Origin of the sequence: Streptomyces kronopolitis (genome assembly GCF_050953795.1) — a bacterium.
GTDB classification, from domain to species: domain Bacteria; phylum Actinomycetota; class Actinomycetes; order Streptomycetales; family Streptomycetaceae; genus Streptomyces; species Streptomyces kronopolitis_A.
Map to the genome: position 1 here is coordinate 1621439 of NZ_CP191850.1, position 15612 is coordinate 1637050.

The 15612-nt window shown below is 69.9% G+C and carries 15 protein-coding genes and 1 CRISPR repeat array (1 of these 16 running past the window's edge); of the genes, 8 read left to right on the top strand and 7 right to left on the bottom strand.

Going from position 1 to position 15612, the window contains the following annotated elements; translation table 11 throughout:
* Positions 1 to 255: direct repeats of the CRISPR family, unit length 25 nt; unit sequence CGAGCCCTCCAGGGCTGATGACGAC; it begins 863 nt to the left of the window's first position.
* 336 nt (positions 256 to 591) lie between these two features.
* From cas6 to ACQP17_RS07080, 8 genes are read left to right on the top strand one after another with little or no spacing between them, the layout of a single operon-like run.
* Positions 592 to 1335, top strand: a complete 744-nt coding sequence (gene cas6 / locus ACQP17_RS07045) for a CRISPR-associated endoribonuclease Cas6 (protein ID WP_433855479.1) — start codon at positions 592 to 594, stop codon at positions 1333 to 1335.
* Positions 1323 to 2771 carry a hypothetical protein gene (locus ACQP17_RS07050; protein ID WP_433855480.1) on the top strand — a complete coding sequence of 483 codons (1449 nt, stop codon included), beginning with the start codon at positions 1323 to 1325 and terminating at the stop codon, positions 2769 to 2771. The genes cas6 and ACQP17_RS07050 overlap by 13 nt, the downstream gene beginning before the upstream one ends.
* Positions 2771 to 3829 (top strand): type I-B CRISPR-associated protein Cas7/Cst2/DevR, encoded by a 1059-nt coding sequence (cas7i, locus tag ACQP17_RS07055; RefSeq protein ID WP_433855481.1) that lies wholly within the window; start codon positions 2771 to 2773, stop codon positions 3827 to 3829. Before ACQP17_RS07050 ends, cas7i begins: the two co-directional genes overlap by 1 nt.
* Positions 3826 to 4542, top strand: a complete 717-nt coding sequence (cas5, locus tag ACQP17_RS07060) for a CRISPR-associated protein Cas5 (protein WP_433855482.1) — start codon at positions 3826 to 3828, stop codon at positions 4540 to 4542. Before cas7i ends, cas5 begins: the two co-directional genes overlap by 4 nt.
* Positions 4524 to 6947, top strand: a complete 2424-nt coding sequence (gene cas3, locus ACQP17_RS07065) for a CRISPR-associated helicase Cas3' (protein ID WP_433855483.1) — start codon at positions 4524 to 4526, stop codon at positions 6945 to 6947. Before cas5 ends, cas3 begins: the two co-directional genes overlap by 19 nt.
* Positions 6944 to 7465, top strand: a complete 522-nt coding sequence (locus tag ACQP17_RS07070; RefSeq protein ID WP_433855484.1) for a CRISPR-associated protein Cas4 — start codon at positions 6944 to 6946, stop codon at positions 7463 to 7465. Before cas3 ends, ACQP17_RS07070 begins: the two co-directional genes overlap by 4 nt.
* Entirely contained in the window at positions 7465 to 8445 is a 981-nt protein-coding gene (gene cas1b, locus ACQP17_RS07075; RefSeq protein WP_433855485.1) for a type I-B CRISPR-associated endonuclease Cas1b, read from the top strand. The genes ACQP17_RS07070 and cas1b overlap by 1 nt, the downstream gene beginning before the upstream one ends.
* A 15-nt stretch (positions 8446 to 8460) precedes the next feature.
* The gene (locus tag ACQP17_RS07080; protein ID WP_433859842.1) at positions 8461 to 8715 is read left to right on the top strand and encodes a CRISPR-associated endonuclease Cas2; all 255 of its coding nucleotides are present in this window, start codon (positions 8461 to 8463) and stop codon (positions 8713 to 8715) included.
* A 686-nt stretch (positions 8716 to 9401) separates the two neighbouring features.
* On the opposite strand, the gene ACQP17_RS07085 is transcribed toward ACQP17_RS07080, so the two are convergent.
* The 7 genes from ACQP17_RS07085 to ACQP17_RS07115 form a co-directional block, all read right to left on the bottom strand.
* Positions 9402 to 9662 carry a hypothetical protein gene (locus ACQP17_RS07085; RefSeq protein ID WP_433855486.1) on the bottom strand — a complete coding sequence of 87 codons (261 nt, stop codon included), beginning with the start codon at positions 9660 to 9662 and terminating at the stop codon, positions 9402 to 9404.
* Between the two features lie 1093 nt (positions 9663 to 10755).
* Positions 10756 to 11160, bottom strand: a complete 405-nt coding sequence (locus tag ACQP17_RS07090) for a hypothetical protein (RefSeq protein ID WP_433855487.1) — start codon at positions 11158 to 11160, stop codon at positions 10756 to 10758.
* 96 nt (positions 11161 to 11256) lie between these two features.
* Positions 11257 to 13023, bottom strand: a complete 1767-nt coding sequence (locus tag ACQP17_RS07095) for a relaxase/mobilization nuclease domain-containing protein (protein ID WP_433855488.1) — start codon at positions 13021 to 13023, stop codon at positions 11257 to 11259.
* Positions 13023 to 13526 (bottom strand): plasmid mobilization protein, encoded by a 504-nt coding sequence (locus tag ACQP17_RS07100; protein WP_433855489.1) that lies wholly within the window; start codon positions 13524 to 13526, stop codon positions 13023 to 13025. The genes ACQP17_RS07095 and ACQP17_RS07100 overlap by 1 nt, the downstream gene beginning before the upstream one ends.
* 161 nt (positions 13527 to 13687) lie before the next feature.
* Positions 13688 to 13912, bottom strand: a complete 225-nt coding sequence (locus ACQP17_RS07105; RefSeq protein WP_433855490.1) for a hypothetical protein — start codon at positions 13910 to 13912, stop codon at positions 13688 to 13690.
* 100 nt (positions 13913 to 14012) lie between these two features.
* On the bottom strand, positions 14013 to 14996 hold the full coding sequence (locus tag ACQP17_RS07110; RefSeq protein ID WP_433855491.1) for a DUF2637 domain-containing protein: 984 nt from the start codon (positions 14994 to 14996) through the stop codon (positions 14013 to 14015).
* Positions 14993 to 15556, bottom strand: a complete 564-nt coding sequence (locus tag ACQP17_RS07115) for a WhiB family transcriptional regulator (protein ID WP_433855492.1) — start codon at positions 15554 to 15556, stop codon at positions 14993 to 14995. The genes ACQP17_RS07110 and ACQP17_RS07115 overlap by 4 nt, the downstream gene beginning before the upstream one ends.
* Positions 15557 to 15612: the final 56 nt, after the last annotated feature.

Here is a 15612-nt window from a genome sequence, read left to right on the forward strand (position 1 = left end):
GCTGGCTGCACTCCACCGTCCCGTGCGCCGGTTGCGAGCCCTCCAGGGCTGATGACGACATGCCTCGTAGATCTGGTTGCGGAGCTCTTCCTCGTGTTGCGAGCCCTCCAGGGCTGATGACGACCCCGGTGCTGGCGCCGTGCAAGGCGTACAGCCTCGCGTTGCGAGCCCTCCAGGGCTGATGACGACCAGGCACGGCCGGTGCTCCAACACCGGCTGTGCCGTCGTTGCGAGCCCTCCAGGGCTGATGACGACCCGAGGGTAAAGCCACAGGTCAGTCTGGGGCCAGACCCTGGTCTTCAGGATGGGATTGCAGCGACTCGGCGGTAGTGCATCTGTACAGGTCACAGCGCTTTGTTCGCTGGCCGGCGGAGAGCGCAAGCTATGAGACGGCGCGCGCCGAGCAACGGTAGGTCAAACAATCGTGACCGTTGTCAGGGGTGGCCGCCAACTTGCACCTAGCCGCTACCTGCGTCTTCGCGTCCCTGAACAGCATGTCATCTATCACATATTGGTTCACTCCATGACAAATATTAGGAAATCACCATCAAACTCTGAGCGCTCAACTAGCCTGTCTGGCATGACAGTTGAGTGGCGTTTCATGTCTTCGGCTTCGTCTCCGGCGTGTGGTGGCAGGTCGCGATGCGCGTGAGGGTGGATGTCACCGCGGATGTGCCGAGTCTGCGGTGGGAGGACGTGCACGGCCCGGCGCGGGGCGTGGTGTACGGGTTGATCGGAGAGCATGACCCTGCGTTGGCGAAGTCGTTGCACGACGAGGGATGGCGGGGACACCCGCTGAAGCCGGTCGGCGTGACGAGCCCGCAGTTCAGGGGTGCGCCGCACAAGAAGGGGGTGTACACCACCTCCCCCGAGGGGTCGGTGTGGTTCGGCTCTCCCGTGCCGGAGATAGCGTCCGCTCTGGTGGCGGCGCTGGCGGCACGCACCGAGATCGTGTGGGGAGCGGCCCGCCTGCGGGTGCGCGGATTCGCGGTCGACTTCGGCGCTCCGGCAGCCGTCGACGGCGTGGTGGAGCTGGCCACGGCGACGCCGGTCGTCATTCGGCACGAGGGACGTGACCTGCTACCCGGTGACGAGCATTTCGTCGAACGTATGGAGCACAACCTGGCCCACAAGGCCGACGTGCTGGGGATGCCGGCACCCCGGGGTCTGAAGGTGCTGGAGGCAGGGCCCAGGCGCCGGTTCTCCGTGCGGGGAGCGCCGCGCATCGGAGCGCAGGTTCGCGTGGCGTTGGAGGCGGATCCCCGGTTCGTGGAAGCGCTGTGGTCCTGGGGGCTCGGCCTCGACACGGTGCAGGGGTTCGGATGGATCAGGTGAACTCGGGCGTGGCCGTCGGAGAGCGGACGGGCCTGCTGACCTCCACGGGGCATCCGCTGCAGTGCGCGGGGGCGTGGGCGGTGGCGGTGATGGCCGGCCGGGAACACCCGGATCACGTGACCGCCGATGACCTGGACGCCGTCGCGGAGATCGTCGGGGCCGACGCCGCACGAGCGGCTGTGGCAGCGAAGACCGACGCGCGCTACGACTGGTGGAAAGTGCTGTTCGCGCTGTACCCGAACTCCAAGGTGACGCACGCCGGACGTCCGCGTGACCTAGCGGTCTTGAAAAGTGAGATGGCGGCGATGTTCGCGCCCGATGATGCCGGGGGAGTGGCGATGCCCTGCACGTTCTGCGGCGCGTCCGCCAAGGCGGTGTGGGCCAAATCGAAGTTGCCTATGTTCGACACCAACAAGGCGCTGAACACGCTCCCGCCCGGCATCCGGGGCTGGCCGGTGTGCCGGGGCTGCCGGATCGCGATGTGGGCGCTGCCGTACGGGGCATGGGTCACGGCCGGCTCGGCGACGGTGCTGTCCGGTGAGGGCTGGCAGGCCGAGCGGGAGTTCGTCGCGGCCAACGTGCGGCGGGCGCGGCGCATCGTCCAGGCCGGTTTCTCCGGGGGGCTCGGTGCCGGTGCCCGCCCGGAGCTCGTCGCTCTTCGTGCTCTGCGTGCCATGGGGCACGGGCTGTCGGCCACGACGCTGTGGAGCTTCAAGAACGACAACCAGGATCCGTGGCTGCGGGTGACCCGCACCCGTCGGGCGGTGCCGGCGTTCCTGGCGGCGGTCGACGGAAACGCGCCCCTGCGGCGTGGCTGGCGGCTGCTGGAGATCGCTCTCACCCAGCTAGACAAAGACGGACATGTCAGCGTCGGCGGGGCCGGGGAGGCGGCACGTCTGCTGTTCGAGGCCGAGGACGGCCGGGGCCGTTCCCTGCTGGGACAACTGCATCAGCTGCTGTGGGACGTGGATCGCTGGAAGAGCCAGGACCGTGCGGCTCTGACCCGGCTTGCTTTCAGCTACGAGAAAGAGGTATACGGCGTGGAGCCGGACCTGAGTGGAGTGGCGAACCTGATCGCCGACTGGATCGAGCACGGAAGCGGCAGCCCTCGCGGCCGGCTCGCGGAGTACCGCAACGCGGGGCAGAACGGCTACCAGCTGGGCCGCCTGCTCTACCAGGCGAGTTTCCGGCTGAAGCTCGACGGCCGGCCAGCCGCGATCGGGGCCGAGGCGTGGCGGCCCTTTGTCCAACAGCGGCCCCGTGCCTGGGAGCAGCGGATGCTGCTCGCGGCGGAGGTGTTGCGGCTCTTGGACCAACGCGGCGTCGAGGTGGGCAAACAGCCCGAGGACCCCCGCGAACAGGAGCGGGTCGAGCAGCTCGTGCAGCAGCCGGTCCTCTCCGTTGATGACGACGACTACCACTTCGGAGGTGCCTGATGGCTTACCTGGCGGGCAGGATGTTGATCGCGGTGGAGGCGGGAGCCCCCAACAACGGCCGGAGCGAGGAGACGACAGCGCGGGTGAAGTACGCAACTGTCCGCGGCCGTCGGCACCCGTATGTCTCCGCACAAGCCGCGCGCCGGTGGATCCGCGACGGCATGGTCGAGCAAGGGTCAGTCCCCTCGCCGGTGACGCGGGTCGGCAAGGCCCAGGGCAAAGCGCAGAAGGCCAATACCGCGGCCGACCCGATCCGGTACGCCGACGATGACCTGTTCGGCTACATGCGGGCCGGTGCGAAGAAGGACGATTCCGCGACCACGCTGCGGGACAGTCCGTTCATGCTGGGCACGCTCATGTCGGTGGCGCCGGTCTACCCCACTGAGGACTTCGGTGTGATGTCCAGAGGGGTCAGTGAACCGGTGCTGCACGGCCACGAGTTCTACACCGCCGACCTCGCGGCCCCGTTTCTCCTGGACCTGCCGAGGATCGGCACCTTCACACTGCCGAACACCGACGGCGTCGGGCGTCCGAACTACCTGACCAGCGAGCAGGCACTGCAGGTCGCTGAAGCGGCGGCCTCCGGTGCCACCGCTACGACGTTCCGGGACCAGCCCGCGGTGCGGCTGCCGATCGAGGAGCGCAAACGACGAGCCGCACTGCTCTTGGAGTCGCTGGCCCACCTCAGCGGCGGAGCCAAGCAGGCACTGCACTACGGCGACCGCGTCCCGTCGTTGATCGTGCTGGTCCTTTTCAAGGGGGGCATCAACCCGCTCGCCCACGTGATCGACGGCGACGAGGCGACGGGCTTGCGGGTGCGCGGCGACGTGCTGCGCAAGGAGCTGGCCGCGTGGGAGGGCGAGTGGCAGGCCCCGGTGCGCATCGGCTGGCGTCCCGGGTTCCGCGATGACTTGCGCGAGGACTTCGAGAAGGAATGCGCGCAGGAACTCGCCGAGCAGACCGTCGTCATCGACCATCCGCGGGCGGTCCTGCGCGGGCTGGCGGCCGAGATGCGGACCACGGCGCTGGACGCCTGGTTCGAGGATCCCGTCCAGTGACGGTACCGTGCGGCGAGCCGCTGCCCGCCTGGCGGCTTGAGTTCTACGCTCCCGTGGCCTCCTTCCGAGATCCGTTCTTCCCCGGCCTGACCCGGGGCCTTCCGGTGCCGCCCCCCTCGACGGTACGGGGACTGCTCGCCGCTGCCACCGGCGCGCCCTGCGAGTCCCTGGCTTTCGGGATGGCGGCCTGGTCCGAGGGCCACGGCGTGGACGCCGAGACGTATCACCCCATCGACGCCACCGGCCTGAACCCGGCCGTGTCGGGGCGGGTGCGTGCCGGCAAGGGCGGTACGACGCTGCGCAACCGCCCCTTCCTGACGGGCGTGCACCTGACGGTGTGGCTGCCGGGTATGGAGGGCGACCGCATCGCGCGGGCGTTTAGGCGACCGCGATGGGCACTGCGCCTGGGTCGGTCGCAGGACCTCGTCCACGTCGAAGCGCGTGCTCAGGTGATGCTGGAGCCCATCGAGGAGGCGATCGTCGGGCATGCGCTGGCGCCGGTCTCGGGCCACGACGTGCCGTCCGCGATCGCCCACCGCATGGCGGCGTCGATCTCGACCGACCGGATGAGCACCCGCTGGGCCGACTACCTGTGGTGCGACCTGCCGGCCGGCCGCCACTGCGTGCGCGGCGCCTACCAGGACACGGGGTACGACGACGGGACGCGTCCGGACGGCGCACGAGGGAGGGCGCTGTGGCTGCTGGCTCCGTGACCGGCCCGGTCCCACGGCGAGGTTCTCTGGACGACGTCCGGGCGAAATCCACGCCGGCCGCGGACCGGGAGCGGCTGACCACACACTCCCGCACCGTTCATGCCGCGGTCGCCCAGATCGAGGACCGCATGCAGAGCGCGGGAATCCTGGGCACCGAGCCCGCGTTCTGGTCCCGTGTCCGCCGGGCGGCCCTCCTCCACGACGCGGGCAAGATCGCCGAGGGGTTTCAGCGGCAGGTCGAACCGGGCGGCACCCCGTGGGGCGAACGGCACGAAGTGCTGTCCCTCGCGTACGTGGACCTGCTCGCGGGCGCGGGCGGCTGGAGTGATGAGGACCGGGTGATGGTGGCGACGCTGGTGGCCACCCACCACCGGCCCCTGCATGCCGCCTCCACCGGCAGCGGCGGCAAGCCGGCCCTGGCCCTGCAGTACAACCAGAAGACCGCATGGGAGGAGGCGTTCAGCACCACCCCCGGGGCCACACCGGACCAGGCCGTGGTCCAGGTCCCGCGGTTCCTGCACCGGGAACTGCTGGGATGGCTCTCCGGCTTCCTCACCCTCGACCCACCCAAGACGGCCTTGGGAGCCCCGTCCCTGGCGCAGCGCTCCCGGGACCTGCTGGAAGAGCTCCTGGACCTCTGGAGGCACCCTGCCAAGCCGCACCAGGGGCTGCTCGCCGTCCTTGCGCAGGGCGCGCTCACCCTCGCCGACCACTCCGGTTCGGCGCACGAGAGCCTCCAGACGCACATGCCACTGCTACCCGGCTACCTCGCCCGACTGCCCCATGAGCCCTATCCCCATCAGCAGCGGGCTGCAGGCACCGGCGGCCATCTGGTGCTCGCGGCACCGACCGGCAGCGGTAAGACCGAAGCCGGGCTCGCCTGGGCCGCCGGGCAGCTGCGCACCATGCCCGGTCTGCCGCGGGTGGTGTGGACCCTGCCGTATCGGGCGTCGCTGAACGCGATCCGACGCCGCCTCGCCGACGACCTCGTCCCCGCCCCCGGCGAGAAGAGAGCCGACATCGGTCTGCTGCACGGCACGGTCGCCCAGACCCTGCTCACCGAAGCCCTCGACGACGACTGCGCCGCCGGCACCCCGCACGCCGAGCCGACGGCCTCCCAGGCCCGCAAGGCCCGAGCACAGGCCGGTGCGATGCGCCTGTTCACCCAGCGGCTGCGGGTGGCCACGCCCCACCAGCTGCTGAGCGGCGCCATCGCCGGACCGGCGTACTCCTCCGTCCTGCTCGAACAGGCCAACTCACTGTTCATCCTGGACGAGTTGCATGCCTACGAGCCCGACACCTTCGGCAGGCTGTTGGCGGCAATGCGGCTGTGGGAACAGCTCGGCAGCCGGTTCGCCGTACTCTCCGCGACCCTCGCCGGCGTGATGACCCGCCTCATCCAAGACAGCGTCGAACATCCGGTCACCGTTCACCGAGCGCCCCACGGGACCAGCCCCGTACGGCACCACCTGGTCCTCGACGAGATCCCCGTCACCGCGGCGGCGAGCATCGAGCGGCTGAGGTCCTGGCTGCGCGAGGGGCACAGCGTGCTCGTCGTGGTCAACACGGTCGCCGGCGCCCAGAGCCTGTTCGAGCAACTCGCCGACGACGCCCGCGCAGCGCTGCCCGGCGACCCGTATGCAGCCCTGCTCCTCCACTCGCGCTTCAAGAACGGCGACCGGGACGCCATCGAGAAGCTCCTCCTCAAGCGCCACCCCGAGCGGCGGCCCGGCGAAAACCCACGGCGCGGCGGTCTCGTCGTCGCCACCCAGGCGGTGGAGGTCTCGCTCCAACTCGACTTCGACCGCGGCGCCGTCGAGAGCGCCCCCATCGAGGCCGTCGCCCAGCGCGCCGGCCGCGTCAACCGGCGCGGACTCCACCCCGAGGGGCCCGTCGAGTTCCGCGTCCACCGCACCGAAGGGCACCTGCCGTACGAGGCAGGGGCGGTGGACGCCGCCTGGTCGGCCCTCACCACCCTTACCGACCAAGGCGCCACCGACCTCAGCGAGCAGGACATCGACCAACTACTCGACCACGCCTACGCGACGGAGTGGGGCAAAAGGTGGGAGGAAGAAGCCCGCCGCCACCGTGACGAGTTCACCGCGCACTTCCTCACCTTCACCGATCCCTTCCACGACCGCAGCGAATTCGCGAGGGAACTGAGCGAAAAGTTCGACAGCGTGGAAGTCCTGCACCGCGACGATGCCGAGGAATTCCGGAAGCTGACTCGCGGGAAGAACGGTGACCCCCTGCTCGCGGCCCGCCTCCTCATCCCCCTCCGATACCGCCAACTCGCCATGTACCAACCCGAATTCGACCGGAACCTGCAGATGCGCCTGATCGACGGCGAGTACGACAGCACACTCGGCCTGCGACCGCGGGCCGAGCGGGAGACCATCCTGTGAGCAGCCTCGACGACTTCCCGCCCGACGACGGCGCCGCGGTCGGCGGCGTCCACATCAAGTACCTCGTCCACTGCCCACGACAGCTCTGGCTCTACGCACGCGGCTACCGGCCCGAGCACCGCAGCGACCGGGTGGCCTTCGGCCAAGTGGTAGCCGACACCACCTTCACCCGCCGACGCGACATCGACCTGGGCGAAGCGAAGATCGACTGGGTCACCACCGGCGCCGTCGTCCACGAGACGAAATCCTCACGTGCGTCCTCGCCCGCCCACGCAGCCCAGGTCCGCCACTACTGCCTGCTGCTGGAGCGCCGGGGCATCACCGTCCGAGGCGGCACCGTCCACTACCCGCTGATCCGCCGCACCACCGACGTCCCCTGGGACGACGACGCCCGCATGGCCGCCGAAGACGCCGAAACCCAAGCCCGCAGCGTCATCGCCGCGACCGAACCACCCGCGCGACTGGCCCGCACCGGCTGCCGCGGCTGCTCCTACCTCGACTACTGCTGGGGAGACTGATGCCCGCCGCCGGCCGCACCTACTGGCTGACCGAACCGTGCCGCATCCGCCGCGAAGACAACAGCATCCGTGTCGAACGACCCGACGGCAGCCCGGTCCGCATCCCCATCACCGACATCCGCGACCTGATCGCCTTCGACCACGTCGACCTCAACACCTCGGCGATGTCCCTGCTGAGCCGCAACGGCGTGACCCTGCACATCCTCGACCACTACGGCAACCACGCCGGCCACTTCACCCCAGCCGAATCCATGGCCTCGGCCGCCGTCATCCGCCGCCAGGTCGAAATCACCGCCGACCCCGACCGCCGCACCGCCATCGGTCGAGCCCTCGTCCTCGCCACAGCGGAAAACCTCCGCTGGGCCCTGGACACCGACCTCCTCGACCCCGCCCTGCAGTCCCTGCGCACCGAGCTGCCCGACTGCAAGGACAGTGACGCGATCATGGGTCAGGAAGGCAACTTCCGCCGCACCACCTGGGCCGTCCTCGACACTCAACTTCCCGCCTGGCTCCGCCTCAACGGCCGCACCCGCCGTCCCCCCACCAACGCCGGCAACGCCTTCATCAGCTACCTCAACGCCCTGGTCTACGCCCGCGTCCTGACCGCCCTGCGCAGCACCCCGCTCCACCCGGCCATCGGCTTCCTTCACTCCGACACCGACCGACGCCGCAACACCCTCGCCCTCGACCTCGCCGAGCCCTTCAAACCCCTCTTCGCGGAACGGCTCCTCAAACGCACAGCCCACCAAAAGTCCCTCAAACCAACCGACTTCGAAACCGACGTCGGAAAAGCCTCCCTCAGCAACAACGGACGTAAGAAAATCGCCGCCCTCATGCGGGAAGAACTGTCAACGACCGTCCACCACCGCACCCTCAAGCGGAAAGTCAGCTACGAGGAACTCATCCACCTCGAAGCACTCAAACTCGTCCGCCTCTGCCTCGAAGACACGCCCTACAAACCCTTCCACCCCTGGTGGTGACCCACCATCTTCGTCATCCTCGTCTACGACACCGCCGCCGAACGCAACCCTAGAGTCCTGAAGACCTGCCGCAAATACCTCCACTGGACCCAACGCAGCGTCTTCCAAGGCGAACTCTCCACCGCCCAGTACCGCGCCCTGACCACCGCTCTGCGCGCCACCATCGACCCCGACTACGACAGCATCGTCACCTACACCACCCGCTCCGCCGACATGATCGACACCACAACCCTCGGCGTCACCCTGGGCGGCCCAGGAGACATCCTCTGATCCCCACATAGCGACCAGAATGCGCCCGCTCTGCGATGCGCAGCAAGGCCACCCCGAATCCTTGACCTGCGGTAATGCACCACCGACAGGCCGCCGCAGATCCCATCCCCAGTCGACCCAGGAGCAAGTCCCTGGACTGGGGCTTTACCGTCGGGTCGTCATCAGCCCTGGAGGGCTCGCAACGTGGCGGATTCGGCGGCGCTGGGGTGGTAGATGCTGTCGTCATCAGCCCTGGAGGGCTCGCAACGCCGCCGTCTCGGACTTGGGCTTCGCCGCCTTGCGCGTCGTCATCAGCCCTGGAGGGCTCACAACGTGACCATCGGCGGCAGCATGGTGACGGGTGACCAGGTCGTCATCAGCCCTGGAGGGCTCGCAACCGGGCGTTCTGGTAGACCGGGCAGGCCCCGCATCGCGTCATCAGCCCTGGAGGGCTCGCAACAGGGCCGCTCCGTCGAGGGCGGCGGCGTGGAAGAAGGGTCGTCATCAGCCCTGGAGAGCTCGCAACAGCCCAGCTCGGCCGTGGACAGCGGGTCCGTGGAGTCGTCATCAGCCCTGGGAGGGTTCGCAACGTGGTGACGTGCCCGTTCCAGCGGCGGGCAACGAAGGCTGCTGTCGTCATCAGCCCTGGGAGGGTTCGCAACCGGTAGTCGGGGTGGTCGGCGTAGGGCGGCGCGAGGCGGTCGTCATCAGCCCTGGAGGGCTCGCAACAGGTTTTGCAGGGTGCTCTCCTGCATCGCGGTCATCGTCGTCATCAGCCCCTGGAGGGCTCGCAACACGAACGCGTTCGGCTGCACGACGCCGAAGGCGGCGGTCGTCATCAGCCCTGAAGGGCTCGCAACTCGCCCACCTTCGCGCCGCCCCACCACCAGGGTCCGGTCACCATCAGTCCTGGAGAGGCATAACAACACCTCACCGCGCTGTTCCTGGCGTGGCTCCGTATTCGTCATCAGCCTGAGGGGGTTCGCAACATGACGCCGTGACACAGCGGTCCGGGGAGTTCCGTGGTCGTCATCAGCCCTGGAGGGCTTACAACCTGCCCGAGGACATCGGCGGCTCCCGGAAGTGGGACGTCGCCATCAGCCCAGGAGGCGTTGCAACGCGATTTGGCCATGTTGGCCAGGTGAAGTGCAGAGTCATCATCAGCCCTGGGAAGGGTCGTAACCGGATCGGTTCCGCCTTGGTCGCTTCGGTCTCTTGGTCGTCACCAGCCGTCGGTTCGCAGGACGCCGTCGAGCAGGCCCGGTTATGGTCCGACACGCCACCGCCTTGGTGGCCCGGGTGCGGCCGCCGCCGGCCGGCTGAGCCGCCGCGCGACCTCACCCGCCGCCGACCATGACGGCCAGGACCAGGCCGACACCTCGCCGGCTGAGTCTCCGCGAAGCTGCGCTGGAAATTTGACCGTCGATCGCGCCGAGCAGCCCAAGCTGCAACCGACGGCCCGAGCACGAAGATCACCTTCACGTCGACCCCATGAACCCGGAATGGGGCTGACGTTGGCCTCGTACGTGAAGGGGTGAGAGTGGCGGGGGCAGGGCCTCGGCCACGCCGCATCATGCACGTGAAAGCTTGGGACTTACGGGGTCCCGCCACGGGACGGACGACTGGGGCTGACCGTCCGGCCCGCGGGCCGGACACGCTCGGCTCACCATGCTCACGCTACAGCGTGACCAGAGCGTTGGTCGCTCACCAGTCCTCGACAGAGCGCATCCCCGGAGGACGCGCTGGCGTGCGAGGGCGTCCCCGCCGGGGAGTGAACCCTGGCACTGTTCGACCCGTCCTGGCCGGCACGGATCCCGTTCGTGGGTACCCGCTCATCGACGCCACCGCGGAATTCCCCGACCCGCAGAACGCAGCCCACTCGCGCTGCCGACCACAACCTGACCGGCCCCGCCTGGTTGCCCGGTGTGCCCAGCGTCTGATGCGAAGGTCCGTATGCTCGACCGAGAAAGAGAAGGCAGGCGGGACGTTCCCAGCAGCCCCTAGATCTCGACCGAGGCAATAGGCTCGTACAGCCTCTGGCGGATGGTACGAACGAAAGGCCTAGTCCAGGTAGGTGCCGGCGAAGGCCCCGTCGAAGCCGAGCGCGGCGAGGCCCTGTTCGATGCTGGGGTAGGTCCTGTAGTCGGGGATGGCGATCAGGGCGTCGAAGTCGGTGCGGCTGATCTCGGGTTCGAGCCACTGGTTGTTGCAGCGGCAGACGATCCAGACGTTACGGCCGTGGGTGATGAGCAGCCAGTCGCGCCGGGCGCGGCAGGCCGAGCACCGTACGGGGATCCCGCGCAGGGCCAGTTCGGCCGGGTGGCTGAGGCAGCGCGTCGCGCCGGGACCGCTGGGCTGCTGCATCTCGTATTCGAGCTGCAGCAGAGGGTCGGTGCCGGCCGGGAGGGTGGGCAGCACGGGCGCCGGCTCTGCGGTGCGGTCGGTGGTTCTGAGCACGAGCGTCATCTCCCGATTGAGTCCTTCTGATTCGTCCGTAACAGCCGGTTCCCCGGCTGTCCAGGGGTTTCGTGGTGACCGGCCTGCCGGTCAGCGGCGTGGTGGTCAGCGGCGTGGTGGTCGGGTACGCGGGTCGGAGCCGGGGCGAGCTGCCGCCGTGGGGGCCGTCCGGTTGCTGATGCGGTCGTTGGTCGAGGTCTTGGACTGGCGGGTGCTGGCCTGCGGGTGAGGAGTCGCTTCTCCCGGGTGTGCGGGGAGCTGGGCGAGTCGGCGCAGGCGCCAGACCAGGACGTCGTGCACGTCCTCGGCGGTGTCGAGTTCGCGCATGGCGATGGCCCGCTGCAGGAGCGTCTCGGGGGCGTGGCCCGCCTGTTCGGCCTGGGCGAGGGTGGCGGCCAGGGCGTCGGTCTTCGTCGTGCCGTCTGCTCGTGGCCCCTGTTCGGGCAGGGCTGCGTGGATGGTGGCCTCGTGGGTTCGGCGTACGGCTTCGGGGAGGGCGCGGCCTTGGTCGCGTAGTGCTCGCATGGGTGTGGCGGCGGCCTGGCGGTAGGCGGTGCGCAGGTGCTCGGCGGTCTGGCGGGCGGCGTGGGCCTGCTGGGCGTGGCCGCGGGCGGAGTGCCAGCGGGCGGCGGCGAGGGCGACCAGGACCAGGGTCGAGACGAGCATGGCGGTGGTGCCGCCGTCTTCGCCCCGGCCGAGAGCGCTGCCGGCCTGGATGATGCCCCGGGCGGCCGAGCGGATCGCCCGGGTGTCGGCGCGCTCCGCTCGGACATGGCTGCGGGTCGCGCGTTCGAATTCTCGGGCGGCGGCAGCCAGCTCGGCGCGGGTGGAGGCCGGGGAGGTCTGGGCGACCGCGTCCAGGAGTTCTCCGACGCCGACGAGCTGGGCGGCGGCTTCGTCGCCGCCGTCGAGGAGGACGGCGGCGCGCTCGGCGATGCCGGCGGCGCTCCGTCGTGCCCTGGCGGGCGGGGACCTGTCCGGTCGGCTGCTGATGGTGGCCGAAGGCGTCGTCTGGTCGACCGTGTCGTCGGCGAGGCGAAGGCGGATCTTCGGCAGGGACAGGTCGGGGGCCAGCTTGGAGCCGGGGTACCAGACCGGTTCACCATTGCGGTTGCGGTCGCCGGGGAGTGCGACGTTGTAGCCGAGGGCATCGCCGGACGGGGCGGTCCGTATCTTCACGCGCAGCCCGGCCTCGCGCAGCCGGGTGAAGAACTCCTCTTCGGTGGCCGCTCCGGCGAGGGACTGGCGGACGGCTTCGCGGAGCGTTTCACGCGAGGGCTCAGGTCGGCCGGTGCGCTCGGCTTTGAAGCGCTCGGCGCTGGTGGGCGCCTTGGAGCCGGTGCCGTCGCCCGGGTTGAGGCGGCGCAGCCCCCACTCTTTCTCGATGCGGCGGCATTCGGCCTGGGCCTTCTTGAAGTCGTAGTTCATCCGGGGGCGGCGCAGGTCGCCTCGGACCATGGTGGCCAGGATGTGGATGTGGTCGTCCGCGTGGCGTACCGCGACCCAGCGGCAGCCGTCTGGGTCGCCCGCGGGGGCGATACCGGTCGCCGCGACCAGGCGGCGGGCGACGGTGTTCCACTCGGCGTCGGTCAGCATGCGGTCGCCGGGGTCGGTGCGGACCGAGCAGTGCCACACGTGCTTGGCGGGCGCGCGGTCGCCGGCCTGCTTGACCCGGAGGTCGAGGGCGGCGGTGAGGCGGGCGAGGGTGGCCTTGGGGTCCGGGTGGGCGCTGGTGTCGCGGCCGGGGTCGGGGGCGAAGTCGTCCCAGCTCCCGACGAGGTGAGGGTCGATGTGTTCGTCGCGTTTTCCGGGGCCGTAGAGGTAGACGAGCAGGCCGTGGGTGCGTGAGCCTCGGCGGATCTTGGGGACCATCAGAGGCGCTTCTTCACCAGGGTGTCGGCGGTGTCGTCGATGCGGGAAAGCAGACGGGTCAAGGTCGCGAGGGCGTAATCGAGTTGGCCGGGCCGGGGCTGCCCTCCGGCGTTGTAGACGAAGGCGATCTGGTTGATGTTGTTGCCGACCCGGGCCAGGGCGGTGCGCAGGGCGGCCAGCTCGTCGATGGCGGCGTCGAGCTGCTCGTTGGAGTGCAGGGTGGTGGAACCGCGGGCGGCGGCGAGGCCGGCGGCTGCGAGAAATCGGGCAACGGTGACGCCGCGTTGCGCGGCAGCGGTGACGATCTCGGCGTGCTCGGTGTCAGAGAGGCGAGTGGTCGTCTTGCGGGTGCGCTCGCTCGGGTTGCGGCTGCGGCGGCGCGGAGTGCGGTCAGGGAACGCGGGCGTGCTCGGGCTCGGCTGATCACGCGGGGCGCGGCGCTCTGCTTCTCCCCCTGTGACCGGCGCCCCCTGGTGCCGGTTGCCCGGTTGGTCCCCGAGCACCCTCGCTCGGGGACCAACCGGGCCTCCCCTGCCCTCCTGAGCGGGGGCAAGTGCGTGCGACGGCCCGTAGGACCGTCGTATGCGACAACTTGCTCCGCCAGGAACCGTCGTGGGCTCGCGCTGCTGTCCGGCAGTGGTGACCACCGGGTCGTTGGCGGTTGTCACCGGCGCATCTCCGGATCCTGCTGCTGGATTTCGCGGACGAGGTCCTCGATCCAGTCCATGGCCAGGACCGGGTGGTGCAGGGTCCAGGGGCGGCTGTGGCGCTCTCGTTGCACAGTCCAGGTGGTGTCGGGGCCGGACTGGGCGCGGTGGAGGTGACCGCGCTGGTGCAGGACGGTCAGCCAGGAATCGACCTCGGCAGGTGTGGCCGGGCGGGTGCGCATGGGTGGTTCTCCGCTTCGTTTCGCCAGGGCGTGAGGTGTGTTTCCGGGGCGGGTGACCGGCCGAGGTAACCGGCTCGGTCACCCGCTCCGTGGTGTCCTGTCAGATCCGGGCGGACGTGACCGGCTGCCCGTGCTGCTCGCGGAGCTGAGCCATCAGGGCGGTCAGGGTGTCGCTGGACAGCGGGATCTGCTGCCCGCGGATCGCCTGGGCGACCACCTTGCGGGTCAGCTTGTCCTCGGCCCTGACCGCTGACCGGGCGATCTCCAGCAACTCCTCGGTGTCCGGGTCAGATCGCCGGTCACCGGTTGTCCGGGCGTCCTGGTCTGTGACCGGCGGCGGAGTGACCGGCTGTCCGGGCAGGTCAGCAGCCTCGTGCGGCTGACCGTGGTGACCGGTGACCGGGGTGCTGCTGTCCGCCGGGACACCGTCCCCGGTCAGTGGCCGAGAGCTGGGGGTCTGTTCATCCAGGGACAGACGCGGCCAATCGGTCAGGGCAGTGACCGGCTGCCCGACCGTGACCTGCCCCGGCTCCGGCTGCTGACCGACCCGGTCGGCCCGGTCGGCCCGGGCGACCGCGATGCCGGCGGGCTTGCCGCCCTGACCGAGCTGCCCGGCCTGACCGTGGCCTTCGCGGCCACTGTCCTTGACCGGACCGCGGGCGATGAGAATGTAGAGGTGAACCGCTCCGGCCAGCGCGAGCGGGGCGATCATGGACAGCACCGCGACCACGGTGTCTCCGAGCCGGAGGCCGGTGTCCGTGACCGCTTCCTCATTGAGCCGCACCGCGTGCAGCGCGTTGGCCCAGATGCTGGCGGCGGTGGCTGTGCCGACAAGCATCCAGACGTAGAGCCGGGCACGCAGCGGCGCATCGCGCAGGACCATGAGGGCCCGGATGCCGTAGGCGATGAACCCGTCGATCACCAGCGGGAACAGGTAGCTGAGGAAGCCTCGGACGTGGATGGCGACGGCCATCTGCTGCAGGGCATCCCAGCTCAGGGCGCATCCCACGCTGCCCAGGGCCATGACGACCGCGCGGTCCCAGTCGGTGATGTGCGCCGCCTTGGGCGTACTCACGGTGCTCACGCCGCCGTCCCGAAGTCATCGCGGCCCAGACGCTCGCCGTTGGCCTTGAGCGACGGGGTCTGCGTGTGCTGCTCCAGGTCCCGGTTGCGCAGGGCCCGGCGAAGCTCGCGGTACTTCTTCTGAGCGTGCTCCTCGGTGACCTTCAACAGCCAGGCCAGACGCTGCTCGGACAGGCCGTGACGGTAGGCGGCGTGGACGACCGCGCGGCGCTCGGCCTTGGTGAGGTGGAGGTCGCGCCCGGCGACGGTGGCGTTGACGCGGCTGTAGTCCAGACGGTCGGCGAGCTGCTCGTGCAGCAGGCCGCGTTCCTCCTCGGTCAAGCCGCCACGGATGCCATGGGTGTCACCGCCTTCGAGGGCGGCGTCCAGGCAGGTGCGGCGCACCGGGCACTGCCCGCACAGCGCCTTGGCGGTAGCGATCTTGTCGGTCTCGTCGGGTTCCGGGAAGAAGAGGTCGGGGTCCACCGGGTTGTACTCGGTGCTCTGGCAGACGGCCTCGTCCTGCCAGGTGTGGTCACCGAGCGACCGGTGGCGGGCAGGGGTGATCGTCGTGGTGGTCATGCGGGGTGCTCCGATCGCTCTCCGCGCGCAGGGCGTCGGCGGAGGAAGCGCTGGTC

Excerpts from the sequence above, each read along its gene's own strand:
- ACQP17_RS07050 (WP_433855480.1), top strand. The coding sequence starts at position 1,323 with ATGGATCAGGTGAACTCGGGCGTGGCCGTCGGAGAGCGGACGGGCCTG.
- cas7i (WP_433855481.1), top strand. The coding sequence starts at position 2,771 with ATGGCTTACCTGGCGGGCAGGATGTTGATCGCGGTGGAGGCGGGAGCC.
- cas1b (WP_433855485.1), top strand. The coding sequence starts at position 7,465 with ATGCCCGCCGCCGGCCGCACCTACTGGCTGACCGAACCGTGCCGCATC.
- ACQP17_RS07085 (WP_433855486.1), bottom strand. The coding sequence starts at position 9,662 with ATGACGAATACGGAGCCACGCCAGGAACAGCGCGGTGAGGTGTTGTTA.
- ACQP17_RS07090 (WP_433855487.1), bottom strand. The coding sequence starts at position 11,160 with ATGACGCTCGTGCTCAGAACCACCGACCGCACCGCAGAGCCGGCGCCC.
- ACQP17_RS07095 (WP_433855488.1), bottom strand. The coding sequence starts at position 13,023 with ATGGTCCCCAAGATCCGCCGAGGCTCACGCACCCACGGCCTGCTCGTC.
- ACQP17_RS07105 (WP_433855490.1), bottom strand. The coding sequence starts at position 13,912 with ATGCGCACCCGCCCGGCCACACCTGCCGAGGTCGATTCCTGGCTGACC.
- ACQP17_RS07115 (WP_433855492.1), bottom strand. The coding sequence starts at position 15,556 with ATGACCACCACGACGATCACCCCTGCCCGCCACCGGTCGCTCGGTGAC.